This window comes from Candidatus Nanopelagicales bacterium (assembly GCA_028687755.1).
GTDB lineage: Bacteria > Actinomycetota > Actinomycetes > S36-B12 > S36-B12 > UBA11398.
This window is the reverse complement of sequence record JAQTZL010000007.1, coordinates 40,215-60,121: the sequence shown is the minus strand read 5'-3', so window position 1 is coordinate 60,121 and position 19,907 is coordinate 40,215. Positions and strand designations below refer to the sequence as shown.

Sequence of the window (19,907 nt, the reverse complement as noted above, 5' to 3'; positions counted from 1 at the left end):
CGCCCACTGTTGGAACACTTCACCCACAGGAGGAGTCAGTTGTCCGAGAATCGTGATTCGGTCGCTCGCGAGATCGCCGGAATGATGCGTTCATCCCTTTCCCGTCGCCGTATTTTGCAGGCAGCAGGTATCACTGGTGTCGCAGCTGTTGCGACAGCTTGCGGTGCAGGCGCGGATTCAGAATCGACAACCGCGTCAGCGGCTCCGTCTGCAGCGGATTTATCAGATTCAGACAAAACTGTTGTTTGGTCAAACTGGCCTGGATACATGGATTCCGACGAGAAGACTGGTGCACGTCCATCTCTGGATGCATTCGTGAAACAGACAGGCATTACTGCTACCTATAACGAAGACATCAACGACAACAATGAGTTCTACGCCAAGGTGCGCACTCAACTCGAACAGGGTCAAGCCATTGACCGTGACATCGTGGTGTTGACGGACTGGATGGCTGCGTTGTGGATTGAGAGCGGCTATGCGCAAAAGTTAGACAAGGCATCTATGCCAAATGCGTCAGCAAATGTCATCGATAAATTGCAGAATGTTGCCTTCGATCCGGGTCGCGAGTACTCACTTCCTTGGCAGTCAGGTTTTGGCCTGTTTGGTTGGAATAAGGCAAAGCTCAAAGAACTTATTGGCACAGACACACTGACTTCCGTTGATCAACTCTTCAATCCAAAGCTCAAGGGTCGAGTAACGGTGTTGTCGGAAATGCGCGACACCATGGGAATCATCATGGCTTGGCAGGGCAATGACCCCTCAAACTTCACTGAAGATCAATTCATGCAAGCCATTGATGCTCTGCGAACCCAAATCGATAACGGGCAGATCCGAAGTGTCGAAGGCAATAGCTACATGAGTGACATGGAAAGTGGCAATGTCGTGGCTGTTATTGGGTGGTCGGGTGACGTCATTCAACTTGGAAAGAACTTTGGCATTGCCATGCCTGAGACAGGCGGCACCCTTTGGACCGACAACATGCTGATCCCACCATTGGTCACGCATAAAAAGAACGCAGAAAAATTGATGAACTACTACTACGACCCAGAAGTAGCGGCCAAGATTTCAGCGTTCGTGCAGTACATCTCACCTGTTAAGGGTGCGCAAGAAGCCATGCAAAAGGTTGATCCTTCATTGGTTGACAACCAGTGGATCTTCCCGAGTGCTGAAACGCTTAACAAGTCATATGTATTCATGACTCTCACACCTGAGCAAGATGTGAAGTATCAACGCGCCTTCCAGAAGGCGATTGGTAACTAGCAATGCCCGAAGGGGTCGGTCGTGCAGTTGAGGATCTGCGCCTAGTCAATCTCACGAAGCAATTTGGTGCGAGCACAGCCGTAGACGACCTCAGTATCACCATTGGGGCAGGGTCGTTCTTTGCGCTTCTCGGTGCCTCGGGATGTGGCAAAACCACCACATTGCGCATGGTTGCTGGTCTGGAAGATCCCACATCAGGTCAAGTGTTCATTGGCGATCAAGATGTAACTGAACTTCGAGCTTTCCAGCGCCCAGTGAACACGGTCTTTCAGTCGTATGCGCTCTTTCCACACCTTGATATTTTTGAGAATGTCGCTTTTGGATTAAGGCGTCGAGGAATAAAAGATGTCGACTCGCAGGTCAATTCCATGCTGGATCTCGTTGAACTCACTGCATTAGCTCGGCGTAAGCCAAGTCAACTCTCCGGAGGTCAGCAGCAGCGAGTCGCGGTTGCTCGGGCCTTAATCAATCAACCTGATGTGTTGCTCCTTGATGAGCCATTGGGGGCACTTGATCTCAAACTGCGTCGCCAAATGCAAATTGAGTTGAAGCGAATTCAATCTGAAGTCGGAACGACCTTTGTCCATGTGACACATGATCAAGAAGAAGCCATGACCATGGCTGACACTGTTGCAGTCATGAATGCCGGGCGCATTGAACAAATGGGACACCCCGCTGATGTTTATGAGATGCCTCGCACAATCTTTGTGGCGAATTTCCTTGGGCAGTCCAATTTGATTCAAGGAACTCTCGCAACTTCAGGCGATGTCGTGGAAGTCGGGGCGTTCGGTTTGAGTTTTAAGATGCCAAGCCAACGCAATGTTGCGCCTGGGCAGTCAGTTGTCGTGGGAGTTCGTCCGGAAAAGATCACCGTGCTCGATGCTCATGATGAAACCAAACTCCCGTCAACCCACAATCGGATTTACGGCACAGTCACAGATGTTTCATACACGGGTGTATCAACCCAGTACTTGGTCGAAACGCCTTGGGGTCAATCGATCATTGCTTTCGAGCAGAACTCGATAGTCGGAGACAGATGTGAATTGGGTGATCCTGTTGTCTTGGGATGGGCCCCTGACCATACCTTTGGGCTGGATCCAGCTGAGGGAATCCATGCTGGTTTAGATCGTGCAGTGTTGGAACTCGAGAGTGATACGGAGGCCTAAGTTATGGCTCCTTTCGCACCCACTGCATCGGTGGCATCAACTGCTACTGAAGGTTCAAAAAAACGTTCGAGGATCGCGTATTTCTTATTGATCCCTGGTTTGGCATGGCTTGCGATCTTCTTCGTCATTCCACTTGTCACGCTGTTCATGACTAGTCTTCAAACAGAATCCACTCGACGTCCTGGCACGTATGTACCTGGCTTTCAGATCAGTAACTACACCGATGCGTTAGCTGAGTATTGGCCACAGTTTGTTCGCTCATTCGTGTATGCGGGATTAGCTACGGCATTGGCGCTTGTCATTGCCTACCCGCTGGCGTATTTCATCGCTTTTAAGGCAGGCAACTGGCGTTCGCTGATGTTGGTTCTGGTCGTTGCGCCGTCATTCGCCTCTTTTTTGCTTCGTACCTACGCGTGGAAAACTATTCTCGCCGATGATGGCCCAGTGACGTCAGCGTTGAACGCTGCGCATCTATTGCCCGATGGTCGTATTTTGAACACCGGTATAGCGGTTGTTGCAGGTCTGACCTACAACTTCCTGCCATTCATGGTGTTGCCGCTGTATGCGTCGCTCGACAAAATTGATTACCGCCTCATTGAAGCTGGTAATGATCTTTATGGTTCCCCTCAGCAAGTATTTCGGAAAGTTACTTGGCCTCTTTCTATGCCAGGTGTTGTCGCAGGAACGTTGCTGACCTTTATTCCAGCAGCCGGGGATTTCATTAATGCCGAACTCTTAGGTTCAACCAAAGACAAGATGATCGGCAACGTAATCCAAACGAATTTCATCGAGTTTCGCGATTACCCAACGGCCAGCGCTCTTTCATTCTCGCTCATGGCTGCGATTTTGATTCTCGTCCTCACATATATCCGTAGGTCTGGAACGGAGGACCTCGTCTAATGCGTTGGATTCGCGAACATGTCATTGGCGCAATCGCCATAATGGTGTTGTTGTACTTATTTCTGCCGATCGCTGTGGTTATTGCATTTAGTTTCAATAATCCTTCGAGCAAGTTCAATCTGTCTTGGAATGAATTTTCCCTCGATGCGTGGACCCAAATTTGTGGCGTACCGGGCGTCTGTTCCTCGTTTGTGACCAGTATTGAAATCGGCTTGATCTCCACGCTGTTCGCCACGGTCTTAGGGACGATGATTGCCTTCGCGTTGGTTCGATACCGATTCAAAGGTCGGTCATCAACGAACCTGTTGATTTTCATGCCGATGGCTACACCTGAAATTGTTATGGGTTCGAGTTTGCTGGCGCTGTTTTTGAATCTAAGTTTTCCGCTTGGTTCGCTAACGGTGATGATCGCTCACATCATGTTCATCATTTCATTCGTTGTGGTTGCAGTGAAAGCACGTTTACAGGGGATGGATCCTCGACTCGAGGAAGCTGCGCGTGATCTCTATGCCTCGCCCTCAGCGACTTTTAGATATGTAACTTTTCCACTTGTTTTGCCAGGAATTCTGGGAGCAGCGCTACTCGGGTTTTCGCTTTCATTCGATGATTTCATTATCAGTTTCTTCAATGCGGGAACCTTAGTTACGTTCCCTATCTATATCTGGGGTGCAGCGCAACGTGGAATCCCACCACAGGTCAATGCGCTCGCATCGATTGTCTTCATAGCGGCATTGCTGATAGTGCTGACCGCTCAGTTGATTGCTTGGCGCAAGCGCAAAGCACTCACGATCCGCTAATAGGGAAGGAAGGGATCCATGCGCGTTCTGGCAATTGGAGCCGGAGGCGTGGGTACTGCATCCGCGCTCATAGCAAAACGTCGTGGTTTTTTTGAAACATGGGTCGTTGCTGACTGTGAACCAACTCGTGTCTCAGAACTCATTGAGCGAGTAGGTGATGATCGATTTGCGGGGGTTACCTTGGATGCCAGTGATGGCGCCGCAATTGAGTCAGCGATCCGGGAAAACTCCATCACTCATGTTCTGAATGTAATCGACCCAAGATTTGTGATGTCGATCTTTAATGCCTGTGCCGCAACGGGTGCGAACTACATCGATACGGCGATGAGTCTTTCTCGACCTGGAATAAAACTTGGCGATGAACAATTTGCGCAAGCAGAGCAATGGCAATCCCGCGGCCAGTTAGCGTTGTGCGGCATGGGCGTAGAGCCTGGGCTGGCAGATGTATTCGCCAGATATGCGTCCGATCACCTTTTCAGCGAGATCGATGAAATTGGTGTTCGTGACGGCGCAAACCTGGTGGTAGATGGGTACGACTTTGCACCAAGTTTTTCAATCTGGACCACGATCGAAGAGTGTTTAAACGATCCGATCATCTGGGAGAGAGATCGCGGTTGGTACACCACTGAGCCATTCAGTGAAAGTGAGATGTTTGATTTTCCAGAGGGGATCGGACCGGTTGAATGTGTCAATGTCGAGCACGAGGAAGTAGTCCTGGTTCCGCGATGGATCGATTGCAAGAAAGTCACCTTTAAATACGGACTTGGGAATGAATTCATTGGTGTGCTCAAGACTCTGCACACACTTGGTCTAGATAGCACTCAAGCAGTTAATGTGCGAGGGGTAAGTGTGAGTCCGCGCGATGTAGTTGCCGCCGTCTTACCCGATCCTGCAACCATTGGGCACTTGATGCATGGAAAAACCTGTGCAGGCACGTGGGTAACCGGCCTTGGTAAAGATGGACAACCCCGTCAGGTGTATCTGTATCACGTTGCCGATAACGATTGGACGATGCAGGAATTTGGTGTGCAGGCTGTGGTGTGGCAAACAGCCATGAATCCTCTGGTCGCGTTGGAGCTGCTGGCGTCAGGTATCTGGGACGGCGCTGGAGTACTTGGCCCTGAAGCCTTTGATGCTGTGCCGTTCTTAGAATTATTGGAATCGGCACATGGGCAGAAATTTGGGCATCGAGAAGAGACGGTAGCCACCTCATGACTGGCGATATTGAGTTGAACGTTTGGCCTGCATGGATTGCAGGCACAGCAGTCTCGCAGGGTGCTCTTGCCGAAGTAAGGCACCCAGGTGACGGTTCTGTCGTGGGTACCTATCTCGTGCCAACAAAAGATGATCTCGAGATTGCGGTAGCTGCTGCTTGGGATGCGCGTTCGATTGCCCAAGCTACCTCGGCAGCGCAGAGAGCTGCCGCATTAATGCATGTCAGCAATCAACTTTTGGCACGTCTTGAAGAAGCCGCGCACCTCATCACCGCTGAAAACGGTAAGCCATTGATGTGGGCTCGAGCTGAGGTGAACCGAGCAGCATCCACCTTTCGTTGGGCCGCAGAAGAAGCACGGCGTTTTGGGGGAGAGTTACAACGACTTGATACCGATCCGGCAGCCCTAGGGCGGGCGGCAATTATTCGAAGGTTTCCTCGTGGGCCCGTCTTGGGAATTTCGCCATTCAACTTCCCAATCAATTTGGTGGCGCACAAAATTGCACCAGCAATCGCTGTGGGAGCGCCAATCGTGATCAAGCCGGCACCGGCAACACCGCTGGGGGCTCTGTTCCTCGGCGAACTCCTGTCTCAAACGCAGTTGCCTGAAGGCATGTGGTCAGTTGTGCCTGTTGACAATGAACAAGCGCCAGCGCTGGTCCAAGATCCGCGTCTTCCGGTGATTTCATTTACGGGCTCTGATGTTGTTGGTCGCGCAATTCAAGATTCAGTTCCACGTAAACATGTCACCTTGGAGCTAGGCGGTAATGCCGCGGCCGTTGTGCTCAGTGATTATTCATCGGATGGTGATCTGGAATGGGCTGCTAGCCGAGTCGCAACCTTTGGTTACTACCAAGCCGGGCAGTCCTGTGTATCGGTTCAGCAGGTCATGGTTGATCGTTCGATTGCTGACCGTTTCGTTGCGATGCTTATTGAAAAAGTCAATGCGCTTCCCGTCGGTTCGGTATGGGAGGAAGTCACGGTGGTGGGTCCGATGATCAACGAAGCCGCGGCGATTCGTGTTGAAGGTTGGATTCAAGAAGCTGTCGAATCTGGAGCAACAGTGCTGGCTGGAGGCACTCGTTCTGGAACGGTTATTGCACCAACGTTGCTTGCTGATGTTCCTTCTTCGGCCAAAGTTGTGAGTGAGGAAGTTTTTGGTCCTGTTGTTGTCCTACAAATCATTGACGGCCTCGATGATGCTATGAATCGCATCAATACCTCTCGCTTTGGACTGCAAACGGGCATCTTCACTCACAATATTCAGGATGCGTTTCGCGCCCACAGGGAACTCGAAGTTGGTGGCGTCATCATCGGTGATGTTCCAAGTTATAGAGCAGACCAAATGCCTTATGGGGGAGTCAAAGACTCAGGCGTCGGTCGAGAGGGCATCCGTTCAGCGATGGACGATCTGACCTATGAGCGTGTTCTCGTGCTGACTGATCTTGCACTTTAGGGCTCGTCGTACGCTGGTCACATGCGCGCGATTGTCATTCTGGGCTCCACCGGGTCCATCGGCACCCAGGCCTTAGACGTCGCTGACCGTAATCCTGATCTATTCCGCATCGTTGGCCTTGGCGCGAGTGGGCGCGAGGTTGAGCAGATCGCAAAGCAAGCAGCTCAGTTTGATGTTGAGGTTGTTGCTCTCACCAATCCAAATTCCCAAGAACATTTTCAGGCCGCATTTGCTCAAGCCTGCGTAGAGCGAGGTAAGAAACTTCGAACGCTGACAGTGTTGACCGGCCCAGCCGCGCAAGAGCAGTTGGCGGCCTGGCCATCTGATGTCGTTCTCAATGGCCTAGCGGGTGCGGCTGGCCTTGCGCCAACCTTGTCGGCATTGAAGGCTGGTCGCACGTTGGCGTTAGCAAACAAAGAGTCGCTCATTATCGGTGGCGATCTTGTTCGCGCCATCGCGGCACCTGACCAAATCGTTGCTGTTGATTCAGAACATTCAGCGCTTGCGCAATGCCTGCGTGGCGGTAAAAAACACGAAGTGAAGCGATTGGTGCTGACCGCGTCAGGTGGGCCCTTCCGTGGATGGTCAAAGGATCAATTAGCAGCCGTTACTCCAGAACAAGCGCTGAAGCACCCCACTTGGACTATGGGGCCATTGGTCACAATCAACTCAGCTACATTGATGAATAAGGGCTTAGAACTCATCGAGGCACATTTGCTCTTTGATATTCCCTTCAATGCAATTGATGTCGTAGTACATCCTCAGTCAATTGTTCATTCAATGGTCGAGTTCCATGATGGCTCGACCTTGGCGCAAGCAAGTCCGCCAGATATGCGTCTACCTATTGCTCTAGGTATGGCTTGGCCCGATCGCGTGGCAGACGCGATTCCAAGCTGTGACTGGAGCAAGGCCACGACTTGGGAGTTCTTCCCGCTCGACAATCAGGCATTTCCAGCTGTTGACATCGCTCGCAAGGCAGGAACGTCAGGAGGAACCGCACCAGCGGTCTTTAATGCAGCTGACGAGGCATGTGTTGGTGCCTTTTTGGAGCGCACTATTGCCTTCACTTCCATTGTGCGAGCGGTAGAGCAAGTTCTCGACGAACACATTGCGGGCGGCGATGACCGAGCTGGATCGATGTGGGTGTCAGGGGATGTTGTTACCGTTGAAGATGTTGAATCTGCTGATGCTTGGGCACGAGTGCGGGCCCTTGAAGTTGCAGCAACGTTTGCGAAAGAGGTGAGGTAGTGGCCGAAGCCATCGGTATCGTTATTTTTGCCCTGCTCATCGCTCTATCAATCACCCTTCACGAGCTTGGGCATTTCATTCCCGCAAAGAAATTTGGCGTCAAAGTTACCGAATTCATGATTGGTTTCGGCCCTGCACTGTGGAAGAAAACAAAGGGCGAGACCACGTATGGGTTGAAAGCAATTCCGCTCGGTGGCTATGTGCGGATGATCGGAATGCTGCCGCCAGGAAAGAATGATCCAGACGGTTACGTGCGCCGCAGTTCTACGGGTCGCTTCGCATCCATGATCGCTGATGCGCGTCAACAGTCGTTAGAAGAAGTTGAGCCAGGAGATGAAAATCGCGTCTTCTATAAACTTCCTGTGCGCAAGCGTGTGGTCATCATGCTTGGTGGCATCACGATGAACTTAATTTTCGCGGCAGTGCTTTTCTCAATTGTTTTAGTTGGCATTGGTATGCCAAAGCCATCGCTTGAAGTCGGCGCAGTGGTGGCATGTACACCATCCAGTGCGCACCCAAGCGGTTCGCCATTACCTTCTGGGAATTGCCCGACAGGGACATCGAAGACGCCGGCGGTGCTTGCCGGATTGCAGCCGGGAGATCTACTCACCGATGTGAACGGTGTGGCTGTTGCCAACTGGGATTCTGTGAGTGCTCAGCTTCGAGGTTCTGACGGCAAGACATTGACCCTTGGTGTGCAGCGCAATGGATCATTCGTTGCGTTACCCCTCGCCGTCGCAACAATTGAGCGACCGGTTTTTGATGAAACAGGAAATCCGACAGGCCAAACACAGAGCAGCGGTTTCGTCGGGATTAGTCCAGGAGTCGAGTACGTCTCGCAGCCTTGGTCGGCTGTTCCGGCATACATGTGGGAAATCACCACTGCATCGGCAAAGGCATTGGTGACACTTCCTGTACGACTGGTCGAGCTGGTGAAAGACACGCTGATTGGTGGGGGAGAACGAGCCATTGATGGTCCAGTCAGCGTGGTCGGAGTGAGCCGCTTAGGTGGGGATATCGCCGCGATGGATCAGCCGATGAAGGGCAAGATCGCGACCTTCTTGAGTTTGGCTGCTTCACTCAATTTATTCCTCGCGCTGTTCAACTTGCTTCCGATCCTGCCTCTCGATGGCGGGCATGTGGCCGGTGCTCTCTATGAGGCGGTTCGGCGGTGGTTTGCCAAATTGCGTGGAAAGCCTGACCCCGGTCCGGCAGATGTGGCAAAGCTTTTGCCTGTTGCGTATGTCATGGCCATCGTGTTGGTGGGTATGGGCGTGATTGTGATTTGGGCCGACTTAGTCAAGCCAATCTCACTGGGGTAGTCAGCAGGCGTAATAATGATCTCGTGAGCATTGAATTGGGTATGCCGTCTGTTCCGCGAGTTATTGCCCCGCGCCGCAAATCGCGTCAACTCGTGTTGAAGCATCCAACCCATCCTGTTGCGGTTGGTGGTGATGCGCCGATCAGTGTGCAATCAATGTGTACGACGCTCACTTCTGATGTCAACGCGACGTTGCAGCAGATTGCTGAGCTCACGGCAGCTGGTTGTCAGGTGGTTCGAGTTGCCTGTCCAAGTCAAGATGATGCCGACGCTCTTGCGCAGATTGCCCGCAAGGCTGGCATCCCGGTCATCGCCGATATCCATTTCCAGCCAAAGTACGTATTCGCCGCAATCGATGCAGGTTGCGCGGGCGTACGCGTGAATCCTGGAAACATTAAAAAGTTTGATGACCAAGTCGGCGCAATTGCCCGAGCTGCAAAGGATGCGGGCACGCCAATTCGCATTGGTGTCAATGCAGGCTCCCTTGATCCCCGACTACTTCAGAAGTACGGCAAAGCAACACCGGAAGCACTGGTTGAGTCGGCGCTCTGGGAGGCATCGCTCTTTGAAGAGCATGATTTCCGTGACATCAAGATTTCGGTCAAACATCACGACCCAGTTGTCATGGCTGAGGCATACATCCAGCTTGCTGCTCAGTGTGAGTACCCACTGCACCTCGGCGTAACTGAGGCTGGTCCGGCATTCCAAGGCACAGTGAAGTCTGCAGTGGCCTTTGGTGCGCTACTTAGCCGAGGAATTGGCGACACCATTCGCGTGTCTCTTTCTGCACCGCCAATAGAAGAAATCAAGGTTGGTAATGCCATCCTTGAGTCTTTGAATTTACGTCAACGAGGCTTGGAAATTGTTTCCTGCCCATCGTGTGGTCGAGCACAGGTTGACGTGTACACACTTGCTGAGCAAGTAACTGCTGGTCTTGAGGGCCTTGATGTGCCACTGCGAGTTGCTGTGATGGGTTGCGTAGTTAATGGACCAGGTGAAGCTCGCGAAGCAGACCTTGGAGTTGCCTCTGGTAACGGTAAGGGTCAGATTTTCGTCAAGGGTGAAGTCATCAAGACGGTTCCTGAAGCGCAAATTGTTGAGACGCTGATTGAGGAAGCGATGAAGCTTGCTGCTGAAATGAGTGCGACGGGTTCACCTGAAGTCACCGCTCACTAGTTCTTCGGAGCTTTTAACCATGGCGGGAAATATTAGGCAAGTGTTCCCAGAGCACTTGCCTGCATTACTCGAATTGTTGTCACGCGATCCAGTTGCACATTGCTTTGTTGAATCGCGTGTGCAATTAGGTGGAGTTGACCCTTGGAAACTCGGGGGCGAAGTGCTCGGCTACTTTCGTGATGATCGACTCATATCTGCGCTGTATTCAGGTGCGAATTTGATTCCGATTGAGACAACGCCTGAAGCACGTTCAGCATTTGTGGATTATTTACGTCCTCGCATGCGTCGATCATCGTCAATGCTAGGCAAAGCCGACGAAGTGTTAGATCTGTGGCGCATGCTGGAACCCGCATGGGGTCAAGCTCGGGCGGTTCGACATGCACAACCACTCATGGCGATGAGTACCGATAGTCGGGTGCCAGTTGATCCTGAGGTGCGTCGCATCCATATCGATGAGCTTGATGCGTATTTGCCAGCATCGATTGACATGTTTACTGAGGAAATTGGTGTCTCCCCAGTGGGTGGAGGCAACTCTTCGGGTTATCGAGCGCGTGTATCGGACCTCATTCGTGCAGGTCGCGCCTTTGGGCGCATGCGCGAGGGGGAAGTTGAGTTCAAAGCTGAAGTCGGCTCGGTGAGCCCCATGGTGTGCCAGGTTCAGGGAGTGTGGGTCGCGCGTCATTTGCGCGGCCAAGGATTATCGATTCCAGGTATGGCCGCTGTTGTTGAACTGGCCAGGGCAACGTTCACTCCCACGGTGTCGTTGTATGTCAATGATTTCAACACTCCTGCGCGCAAGTCCTACATTTCGGTGGGATTCGAGCAGGTCGGCACCTTTGCCACAGTCCTGTTCTAAGGCGCGAGGTCGGTAGGCTGCCCCAATGCTGCGAATGTCGACCTTGTTTCTGCGCACCCTTCGTGAAGACCCTGCTGATGCCGAGGTTCCAAGCCACAAGTTGTTGGTGCGTGCCGGTTACATTCGTCGTGTGGCGCCGGGCGTATTCACATGGTTGCCACTTGGGTATGAGGTATATCGCAATGTGGAGCACATAGTTCGCTCTGAAATGAATGCTGCTGGATTCCAAGAGGTGCACTTCCCTGCACTGCTACCACGTGAGCCATATGAGTTGACTAACCGTTGGACTGAGTACGGCGACACTCTGTTTCGACTGCAAGACCGTAAGGGGGCTGATTACCTCCTTGGTCCTACGCATGAGGAAATGTTCACGCTATTAGTAAAAGGCGAGTACTCCTCTTACAAGGATCTACCGGTTTCCTTGTATCAAATTCAAAGCAAGTTCCGCGATGAAGCTCGACCACGAGCAGGCATTTTGCGCGGCCGAGAATTCGTGATGAAGGATTCATATTCATTCGATATTGATGATGCTGGTCTGCAGATTTCTTATGACAAGCATCGCCAGGCCTACATCGCAACGTTCGCACGTTTGGGTCTGGAATTTGTCATTGTGTCTGCAATGTCAGGCGCGATGGGCGGTTCAGCGAGCGAAGAGTTTTTAGCGCCAACACCAGTAGGTGAAGATACATTTGTACGTTGTCCGAAATGCGCATACGCAGCCAATGTTGAAGCTGTTGCCACAGTGGTTCCCAACGCAATTGATGCAACTGGTGTACCGGCAACTCATAAAGAGCGCACTCCAGCATCGGGAACAATCGAGGCACTGGTTTCCTATTCAAATCGTGACTTTGCGCGAGAAGATCGCCCGTGGTCGGCTGCAGACACGCTCAAGAATGTAATCTTCATGGTCGCTGCTCCCGACGGTGAGCAGTCTGCTCTTGCAGTGGGTGTGCCTGGTGATCGCGAGATCGACATGAAACGCCTTGAAGCGCTCCTGACTCCAAGTGAAGCCCGTCCATTTGAAGAAGCAGACTTTGCGAAGTACCCAACGCTCGTTAAGGGTTACATCGGACCAAACGAACTAGGGGCGAATTCAGCATCAGGAATTCGTTATCTCGTTGACCCACGCGTTGTTGATGGGTCACGTTGGATCACAGGTGCCGATGAGGCCGCACATCACTTCTATGACTTTGTTGCAGGTCGGGATTTCACAAGCGATGGAACAATCGATGTTGCCGAAGTTCGTGCAGGTGATGCTTGTCCGAATTGTGGCGAAGGTTTCGAAATCGAACGAGGCATCGAAATTGGTCATATTTTCCAACTCGGCCGTAAGTATGCAGAAGCAGTCGGACTCAAGGTGCTTGATGAACACGGTGAACTCATCACCGTGACCATGGGCTCATATGGCATTGGAGTTTCACGCGCAGTGGCAGCCATTGCTGAGCAGTCACATGACGACAAGGGCTTGATTTGGCCGCGTGAAGTTGCGCCTGCTGATGTGCATCTCATAGCTGCCGGTAAAGATGACGCGCTCTTTGCTGCGGCTGAACTCCTAGGTCAAGAACTTGAAGCTGCTGGCGTGCGCGTGCTGTATGACGATCGCACATCTGTGTCGCCCGGTGTGAAGTTCAATGACTCTGAATTGATCGGTATTCCAACTATCGTCATTGTTGGAAAGCGACTAGCTGACGGATTCGTCGAAGTGAAAGATCGCCGTACAGGTGAACGAAGAGATGTGGCTTTGAGTGAAGTTGTCACTGAGATGAAGGCTCTGAACGTGAGTTAACGCGTAGCGCTTGCACTTGGTGTCGGAGTCGATTGAGTTGTACCCGCCCATACTGCTGCCCGCGCAGTTGCCTTGTTCTTGGCAATCAGTGCAGTTCCTTTGGTTGGCTCGTTGGTTGATGTAACAACCGCATTGAAGAGTGGAATGAGCCTGACTTCAAGGAGGGCTGCAAGTTTTTTCGCTGTCGCGTTGTTGGTTACCGGAAATGGGATTTCGTAGGCTACGGCTGTGGCATCTACCTGAGATCCGACTGCAAGCATGAATGCCAGTCGTTGGCGATTCAGTGCAGCGACCGCACGAACGGCCTTGTTTTGCTCAGATCCCTTGAGGTGTGCTCCTACGATTCCGTAGCCGTAAATAGCTGCATCAATGCCGTGAATGGCATTCGTGAGCGATTGATCGCTATCGGTGGTGGATCGCGTTGCACTGTTTGTGGCGGTAGGCGTTGCGGATTCCTGTGAGCAACCTGCCAGCCCCAGGAGAGTGCTGACCAAGAGCAAGAGACTGGCCGCAATGACCCTTGGGGAATGTGAACTCAATACGGGCACGACGTAACACTCTCATAGCCGGGTAGGCTTATGGTTTTACGACAACTGAATCGCTTTTGGAGGCACCGTGGCTGCGTCGGTAGAAACTATCCGCAAGGCAATTGAGCCGGTGGTTAACGCTGCGGGTGCTGATCTTGAGGAACTGCAGATTCAACAAGCTGGTCGACGCGAAATTGTGCGCGTGGTGGTTGATCGCGATGGCGGTATCGATTTGAACCTGGTTTCAGACATTAGTCGTGAAATATCGGCAGCCTTAGATAGTGAGCCGCTCAATAGTGAATTCGCAGGCACGTTCGTTCTAGAAGTGACATCCCCAGGAGTCGATCGGCCACTTACGTTGTTAAAGCATTGGCGCCGTGCTGTGGATCGTTTGGTTGAAGTTGACCTCGCTGATGGCGCGACGTTTATTGGACGCGTGACGTCCGCAAATGATGACGTCGTTGTTTTCGAAGTAACACAAGGAAAGACTCAAGAAGAACGAGTAATTGCTTTGGCCGATCTCAAACGGGGCAAGGTGCAAATTGAGTTCAATCGCGTGGCCGCTGAAGACTTAAATGAAAATACAATTGAAGACACAATTGAAGATGAGGAAGTAGTAACTGATGGACATTGATGTCAGCGCACTGAAGGCGCTTGTACGCGAAAAAGAACTCTCCCTCGATCTAGTCGTCGACTCAATTGAACAAGCGTTGTTGGTTGCCTACCACCGCACGCCGGGTTCAGTGGAAAAGGCACGCGTTGAACTTGATCGCAGAACAGGGCACGTAATTGTTTTTGCATCAGAAGTGGGCGAAGACGGCCTGGTTGTCCGTGAGTACGAAGACACACCCGATGATTTCGGTCGAATTGCTGCAACAACAGCCAAGCAGGTTTTGCTCGGGCGCCTCCGTGAAGCCGAAGGTGATGTAACGCTTATTGAATTCAGTGGTCGCGAAGGCGATCTTGTCTCAGGACTGATCCAGCAAAACACGAATCCACGCATGATTCGAGTGGATATCGGAAAACTCGAAGCGAACCTTCCGCCAGAAGAGCAAGTGCCAGGTGAGGATTACTCGCATGGTCAGCGTGTGAAATGCCTTGTGGTTGGTGTGCGCAGGGGCTTCAAGGGGCCCGTGGTCACCGTCTCGCGGTCACATCCCAATCTTGTGCGTGCACTATTCGCGTTGGAAGTGCCCGAAATCGCTGATGGCACCGTTGAAATCGGGGGCCTGTCGCGCGAGGCGGGGCACCGCACAAAGCTCGCGGTTCGTTCAACCATTCCTGGCGTAAATGCCAAAGGTGCTTGCATTGGCCCAATGGGTCAACGGGTTCGTGCAGTGATGGCCGAACTCCAAGGTGAAAAGATTGACATCGTCGACTTCAGTGATGATCCGGCTGAATTGATTGCGCATGCACTTTCACCAGCTCAAGTCACGTCGGTGGTCATCGTTGACCCGGTGGCACGAGCTGCTCGAGTCACCGTTCCCGATTATCAGTTGTCACTGGCGATTGGCAAAGAAGGACAAAACGCTCGCCTGGCAGCACGACTTACTGGCTGGCGCATCGATATTCGTGCCGATAACGCCGTTATCGAAGAACCTGACCATGATTTGGGCGATTACGACGAATGATCCCAATTCGCACGTGTGTGGGGTGCCGAGCTGCGGTCCCGGTAACTGAGCTCATTCGCGTGGTGAGTCTGGAAGGTGTCTTACGGCCTTCGCGGCACGCCCATGGTCGGGGGGCCTGGCTCCATCCACGTGGGAGCTGTCTGGAGCTCGCAGATAAGCGCCGTGCTTGGGGCAGGGCCCTGCGCTCATCGGGCACATTCGACAGTTCAGAACTCATCAAGCAGATCTGATGGTGTGAACCGTGGCTGTGGTCGCGGTATAGTTAATTCCGCTGTGCGTACAAGCGCCAGTTCCATCCGCCTAACTTCGGGAGCCTTCATGAGGACATCCACCCGATGAACGAGCTGTGTTAGTCATGCGTCGTTCGCACTGACGGTTCGGGTTGGACAACCCGGGCCGAAGACAGGAGAAACGTGTCAAAGGTCCGGGTCCATGAGCTCGCAAAAGAGCTAGGGGTCACTAGTAAAGACGTGCTTGCCAAGCTCGCTGAGCTTGGTGAGTTTGTGAAGTCTGCGTCGTCAACGGTCGAAGCGCCGGTTGCACGCAAGCTCAAAGAAGCGATGCCAGCCGCAGAGCCAAAGCCTGCCAAGAAGGCCGCTGCGAAGAAAGCCGCAGCTAAGCCTGCTGCTGACGTCGAAGGTGAAGTTGTCGCTCAGACGCCAACTCCAACGCCAACGCCAACGCCAGTTCCAGCGCCGACTCCGGTGCCGGTGCCAGTGCCAAAGCCAATCGTTGAGGAAACACCGGTTGTTCCGGTTGCTCCAGCAGCGGTGGTTACCCAATCACCAGAGGCCGCAACGCCAGCGGCTCCTGCAGCTCCGCGTCCGGATGCTCCGCGTCCGGCAGGCCCGCGTCCAGGTAATAACCCATTTGGTGGGTCCACAGGCATGGGTCGCCCAGCGGCTCCGCGTCCAGGTAATAACCCATTTGGTGGGTCCACAGGCATGGCTCGGCCGGCAGCTCCTGCTGCTCCGGCAGTTCCAGGTGCTCCTCGGCCAAACCCAGGCATGATGCCCGCAATGCGTGCGCCACGTCCGGCAGGCCCAGGTCAACGTCCAGGTGGTCCAGGCGCAGGTCGTCCGGGTGGTCCAGGCGCTGGTCGCCCAGGTGGGCCGGGTGCTGGTCGCCCAGGTGGCGCACCTGGTGGTTTCCAAGGTCGTCCGGGTGGTCCAGGCGCCGGTGGTGCTGGTCGTCCAGGTGGCGGCGGCGGTTTTGCTGGTCGCCCAGGTGGCGGTCCAGGTACTGGTGGCCCAGGTGGTCCCGGTGGCCCTGGTGGTTTCCCAGGTCGCCCAGGTGCTGGCGGTCGCGGTACTACTGCTGGTGCCTTTGGTCGCCCAGGTGGTCGCCCATCCCGAGGCCGCAAGTCAAAGCGCGCAAAGCGTCAAGAGTTCGACAACATGCAAGCACCGTCATTGACCGGTGTACGCATCACCCGTGGCAGTGGTGAAACTGTTCGTCTTGCCCGCGGCTCGAGTGTGACTGACTTTGCCGATCGCGTGAATGCCATGCCAGCCGATCTGGTCAAGGTGTTGATCGAACTCGGCGAGATGGTGACCGCAACGCAGTCAATTGACGACGACACCCTGCGCTTACTTGGTGAAGAACTCAACTACGTCGTTGAAGTGGTTTCACCAGAAGATGAGGATCGCGAACTCCTTGGTTCATACGATCTTGAATTCGGTGAAGACGAAGGTGACAGCGAAGATCTCATCGCTCGTCCACCTGTGGTCACGGTCATGGGTCACGTTGACCACGGTAAAACCCGTTTGCTCGATTCGATTCGCAAGACCAACGTCATTGGTGGCGAAGCTGGTGGCATTACGCAGCACATTGGTGCTTACCAAGTTGTTGCGCACACACCAGAAGGCGATCGCAAGCTCACCTTCATCGATACACCGGGCCATGAGGCCTTCACTGCCATGCGTGCCCGTGGTGCTCAGGTCACAGACATCGCGATCTTGGTGGTAGCAGCAGACGATGGTGTCAAGCCTCAGACCATTGAAGCGTTGAATCACGTGCAGGCTGCAGGTGTGCCAATCGTGGTCGCAGTGAACAAGGTCGATAAGGAAGGCGCCGATCCTGCGAAGGTTCGTGGTCAGCTCACTGAATACGGTTTGGTCGCTGAGGAATATGGCGGCGACACCATGTTCATCGACGTGTCAGCACTCAAGGGCTCTGGCATCACTGAGCTTCTCGACGCTGTGTTGTTGACCGCTGATGCAGCACTTGATCTTCGCGCTAATCCAAATCAGGATGCTCAGGGTGTTGCGATCGAAGCTCACCTTGACCGTGGTCGTGGCCCAGTTGCAACGGTGCTTGTTCAACGCGGAACCTTGCGTGCTGGCGATTCAATTGTTGCTGGCGATGCCTTTGGTCGTGTGCGTGCAATGCACGATGACCTCGGCAATGTCATTGAAGAAGCTGGTCCTTCCACAGCGGTTCAGGTCCTTGGCCTGACTTCTGTTCCAGGTGCCGGTGATAGTTTCTTGGTGGTTTCAGAAGACCGCATCGCGCGTCAGATTGCTCAGACACGTCAAGCGCGTGAGCGCAACGCGATGTTGGCAAAGAACCGCGTGAAGCGTTCACTTGAAGACTTCCTCGAGTCCATTGAAAAGGGTGAGGTTGCAGAGCTGAACCTCATCATCAAGGGCGACGTATCTGGTTCGGTTGAAGCACTTGAAGAAGCTCTCACCAAGATCGATGTTGGCGATGAAGTTTCGATGCGCGTCATCCACCGTGGTGTTGGCGCCATTACCAAGAACGACGTCACATTGGCGGCTGCGTCAAAGGCAGTCATCATTGGATTCAACGTGCGACCTGAAGGTAAAGTCGCTGATCTTGCTACTCATGAAGGCGTTGACGTTCGCTTCTACAGCGTCATCTACCAAGCAATCGATGATGTTGAGCAGGCACTTCGCGGCATGCTCAAGCCGGAATACGAAGAAGTACAACTCGGAACCGCGCAGGTTCGCGATGTCTTCAAGTCTTCAAAGTTCGGCACCATCGCAGGCTGTCTTGTGCAAAGTGGCGATATCAAGCGCAACTCAAAGGCGCGTGTTATCCGCGATGGAGCAGTTGTGGCGGATGGCGTTGCAATCGCAGGATTGCGTCGCTTCAAGGACGATGTCACTGAAGTGCGAGAAGGATTCGAGTGCGGTATCAACCTTGGTAACTTCCAAGACGTCAAGGTTGATGACATCATCGAAACCTTCGAGATGCGCGAGAAGCCTCGTAAGCCATGAGTAAGGCACGCCAACATAAGCTCGAAGATCGCGTTCGCGTGATTGTGGCTGAGACGCTCGAAAAGCGCGTGAAGGACCCTCGTTTGGGTTTCATCACGATCACTGACGTGCGTATGACACCCGATCTACGCGAAGCATCGGTTTTCTACACCGTGTATGGCGATGCTCAAGCTCAAGATGAGACAGCTGCGGCTCTTGAGTCAGCAAAAGGATTGTTGCGCAGCGAAGTTGGCAAGCAGACGGGAATCAAATTCACTCCGTCCCTTGCCTTCTTCGCTGACGCGATGCCAGAGAACGCTCGTCACGTAGAAGAGTTGTTGCGCAAGGCTCAAGAGGACGATGAACGCGTGCATCTGCAAGCGGCGCAAGGTACCTATGCAGGTGAGGTCGATCCGTATCGTCATCCGCGTGAGGTTGAATCTGACGAGTGAACGGGTTGCTCGTTCTCGATAAGCCATCTGAGTGGACCTCACACGATGTGGTCGGTCGAACTCGGCGAATTTTGAATACCCGCAAAGTAGGTCATGCGGGAACTCTTGACCCGATGGCGACTGGTGTTTTAGTGCTTGGCGTTGGTCGCGCAACCAGACTGTTGGGTTATATCGCTGGAGCCGACAAGACGTATGCGGCAACTATTCGGCTTGGCCAAAGCACAGTTACTGATGATGCCGAAGGTGAAGTTATCGAAGTAGCTTCGCGCGAGGCAATCGAATATTTGAGTTTCGATGCGGTGCTGCAGGGCATTGAATTGCTCACTGGGGAAATCGAGCAAGTCCCAAGTTCGGTCAGTGCCATTAAAGTTAACGGTCAGCGGGCGTACGCAAAAGTGCGTTCTGGTGACGAAGTGAAACTGCAGGCACGCGGGGTAACCGTCAGCGAATTTCAGGCGCTTACGCATCGCTCGGGGGAGGGATTCCTCGATATTGACGTTGAAGTTACCTGCAGTTCTGGCACATATATCCGTGCGTTAGCTCGTGACCTTGGCCGCGAACTGGGAGTTGGCGGCCATTTGACTGCTCTTCGTCGAACGCGCGTGGGTAAATGGCCATTAACTGATGCGATTGATCTAGAAACCTTTGGCGCGTTGTCTGATCCGCAGCATGCACTCATTCCAATAGCTGAGGCTGCTGCTCGTGTCTTCCCATCGTGGGTCGTCAATGAGTCAGATGCTGCATTCGTTCGTCATGGCAGACGGATTGACTGGTCATATTCGGGTGTCGACGAGGGTGTCATTGCGATCTTCGATCAGGCAGGTGAGTTTTTGGCACTAGCTGAACGTCATGGACCAACGGCCAAGTACCCGGCCGTATTCGTGTGACCTAAGGTAG

The 19,907-nt window shown here is 53.2% G+C and carries 17 protein-coding genes; 16 read left to right on the top strand and 1 reads right to left on the bottom strand.

The window, feature by feature from the left end; genetic code table 11:
- Positions 1 to 39 precede the first annotated feature (39 nt).
- The 11 genes from PHN51_09355 to PHN51_09305 are packed head-to-tail and all read left to right on the top strand — an operon-like array spanning position 40 to position 13,179.
- Positions 40 to 1,260: a spermidine/putrescine ABC transporter substrate-binding protein gene (locus tag PHN51_09355; protein MDD2818982.1), complete on the top strand. Its 1,221-nt coding sequence runs from the start codon at positions 40 to 42 to the stop codon at positions 1,258 to 1,260.
- A gap of 2 nt (positions 1,261 to 1,262) precedes the next feature.
- Positions 1,263 to 2,426 (top strand): ABC transporter ATP-binding protein, encoded by a 1,164-nt coding sequence (locus PHN51_09350; GenBank protein MDD2818981.1) that lies wholly within the window; start codon positions 1,263 to 1,265, stop codon positions 2,424 to 2,426.
- A gap of 3 nt (positions 2,427 to 2,429) precedes the next feature.
- The gene (locus PHN51_09345) at positions 2,430 to 3,326 is read left to right on the top strand and encodes an ABC transporter permease (GenBank protein ID MDD2818980.1); all 897 of its coding nucleotides are present in this window, start codon (positions 2,430 to 2,432) and stop codon (positions 3,324 to 3,326) included.
- Positions 3,326 to 4,123: an ABC transporter permease gene (locus PHN51_09340; GenBank protein MDD2818979.1), complete on the top strand. Its 798-nt coding sequence runs from the start codon at positions 3,326 to 3,328 to the stop codon at positions 4,121 to 4,123. The genes PHN51_09345 and PHN51_09340 overlap by 1 nt, the downstream gene beginning before the upstream one ends.
- Positions 4,124 to 4,141: 18 nt before the next feature.
- Entirely contained in the window at positions 4,142 to 5,338 is a 1,197-nt protein-coding gene (locus PHN51_09335) for a saccharopine dehydrogenase NADP-binding domain-containing protein (GenBank protein ID MDD2818978.1), read from the top strand.
- Positions 5,335 to 6,792, top strand: coding sequence for an aldehyde dehydrogenase family protein (locus PHN51_09330; protein MDD2818977.1), 1,458 nt, complete (start codon positions 5,335 to 5,337; stop codon positions 6,790 to 6,792). Before PHN51_09335 ends, PHN51_09330 begins: the two co-directional genes overlap by 4 nt.
- A gap of 21 nt (positions 6,793 to 6,813) precedes the next feature.
- Positions 6,814 to 8,040, top strand: coding sequence for a 1-deoxy-D-xylulose-5-phosphate reductoisomerase (dxr, locus tag PHN51_09325; GenBank protein ID MDD2818976.1), 1,227 nt, complete (start codon positions 6,814 to 6,816; stop codon positions 8,038 to 8,040).
- Positions 8,040 to 9,362 (top strand): site-2 protease family protein, encoded by a 1,323-nt coding sequence (locus PHN51_09320; GenBank protein ID MDD2818975.1) that lies wholly within the window; start codon positions 8,040 to 8,042, stop codon positions 9,360 to 9,362. Before dxr ends, PHN51_09320 begins: the two co-directional genes overlap by 1 nt.
- A 23-nt stretch (positions 9,363 to 9,385) precedes the next feature.
- Positions 9,386 to 10,537, top strand: coding sequence for a flavodoxin-dependent (E)-4-hydroxy-3-methylbut-2-enyl-diphosphate synthase (gene ispG, locus PHN51_09315; protein MDD2818974.1), 1,152 nt, complete (start codon positions 9,386 to 9,388; stop codon positions 10,535 to 10,537).
- A gap of 19 nt (positions 10,538 to 10,556) precedes the next feature.
- The gene (locus PHN51_09310; protein MDD2818973.1) at positions 10,557 to 11,393 is read left to right on the top strand and encodes a DUF4081 domain-containing protein; all 837 of its coding nucleotides are present in this window, start codon (positions 10,557 to 10,559) and stop codon (positions 11,391 to 11,393) included.
- Positions 11,394 to 11,418: 25 nt separating this feature from the next.
- Entirely contained in the window at positions 11,419 to 13,179 is a 1,761-nt protein-coding gene (locus PHN51_09305; GenBank protein MDD2818972.1) for a proline--tRNA ligase, read from the top strand.
- Here the strand turns inward: PHN51_09305 and PHN51_09300 are convergent.
- The gene (locus PHN51_09300) at positions 13,176 to 13,673 is read right to left on the bottom strand and encodes a DUF4439 domain-containing protein (protein ID MDD2818971.1); all 498 of its coding nucleotides are present in this window, start codon (positions 13,671 to 13,673) and stop codon (positions 13,176 to 13,178) included. The genes PHN51_09305 and PHN51_09300 overlap by 4 nt on opposite strands.
- Positions 13,674 to 13,794: 121 nt before the next feature.
- On the opposite strand from PHN51_09300, the gene rimP reads away from it, so the two are divergent.
- The 5 genes from rimP to truB all read left to right on the top strand — a co-directional run bounded on the left by rimP (position 13,795) and on the right by truB (position 19,897).
- Positions 13,795 to 14,340, top strand: coding sequence for a ribosome maturation factor RimP (gene rimP / locus PHN51_09295; GenBank protein MDD2818970.1), 546 nt, complete (start codon positions 13,795 to 13,797; stop codon positions 14,338 to 14,340).
- A complete protein-coding gene (gene nusA, locus PHN51_09290) occupies positions 14,330 to 15,337 on the top strand; it encodes a transcription termination factor NusA (GenBank protein ID MDD2818969.1) in 1,008 nt (335 codons plus the stop codon). Before rimP ends, nusA begins: the two co-directional genes overlap by 11 nt.
- 413 nt (positions 15,338 to 15,750) lie before the next feature.
- The gene (gene infB, locus PHN51_09285) at positions 15,751 to 18,579 is read left to right on the top strand and encodes a translation initiation factor IF-2 (GenBank protein ID MDD2818968.1); all 2,829 of its coding nucleotides are present in this window, start codon (positions 15,751 to 15,753) and stop codon (positions 18,577 to 18,579) included.
- The gene (gene rbfA / locus PHN51_09280) at positions 18,576 to 19,010 is read left to right on the top strand and encodes a 30S ribosome-binding factor RbfA (GenBank protein ID MDD2818967.1); all 435 of its coding nucleotides are present in this window, start codon (positions 18,576 to 18,578) and stop codon (positions 19,008 to 19,010) included. Before infB ends, rbfA begins: the two co-directional genes overlap by 4 nt.
- Positions 19,007 to 19,897, top strand: a complete 891-nt coding sequence (truB, locus tag PHN51_09275; GenBank protein ID MDD2818966.1) for a tRNA pseudouridine(55) synthase TruB — start codon at positions 19,007 to 19,009, stop codon at positions 19,895 to 19,897. The genes rbfA and truB overlap by 4 nt, the downstream gene beginning before the upstream one ends.
- Positions 19,898 to 19,907 lie beyond the last annotated feature (10 nt).

Coding starts and splice junctions, on each gene's coding strand:
- PHN51_09335 (MDD2818978.1), top strand. CDS start 4,142: ATGCGCGTTCTGGCAATTGGAGCCGGAGGCGTGGGTACTGCATCCGCG.
- PHN51_09345 (MDD2818980.1), top strand. CDS start 2,430: ATGGCTCCTTTCGCACCCACTGCATCGGTGGCATCAACTGCTACTGAA.
- PHN51_09305 (MDD2818972.1), top strand. CDS start 11,419: ATGCTGCGAATGTCGACCTTGTTTCTGCGCACCCTTCGTGAAGACCCT.
- dxr (MDD2818976.1), top strand. CDS start 6,814: ATGCGCGCGATTGTCATTCTGGGCTCCACCGGGTCCATCGGCACCCAG.
- nusA (MDD2818969.1), top strand. CDS start 14,330: ATGGACATTGATGTCAGCGCACTGAAGGCGCTTGTACGCGAAAAAGAA.
- PHN51_09310 (MDD2818973.1), top strand. CDS start 10,557: ATGGCGGGAAATATTAGGCAAGTGTTCCCAGAGCACTTGCCTGCATTA.
- PHN51_09340 (MDD2818979.1), top strand. CDS start 3,326: ATGCGTTGGATTCGCGAACATGTCATTGGCGCAATCGCCATAATGGTG.
- PHN51_09330 (MDD2818977.1), top strand. CDS start 5,335: ATGACTGGCGATATTGAGTTGAACGTTTGGCCTGCATGGATTGCAGGC.
- PHN51_09350 (MDD2818981.1), top strand. CDS start 1,263: ATGCCCGAAGGGGTCGGTCGTGCAGTTGAGGATCTGCGCCTAGTCAAT.
- rbfA (MDD2818967.1), top strand. CDS start 18,576: ATGAGTAAGGCACGCCAACATAAGCTCGAAGATCGCGTTCGCGTGATT.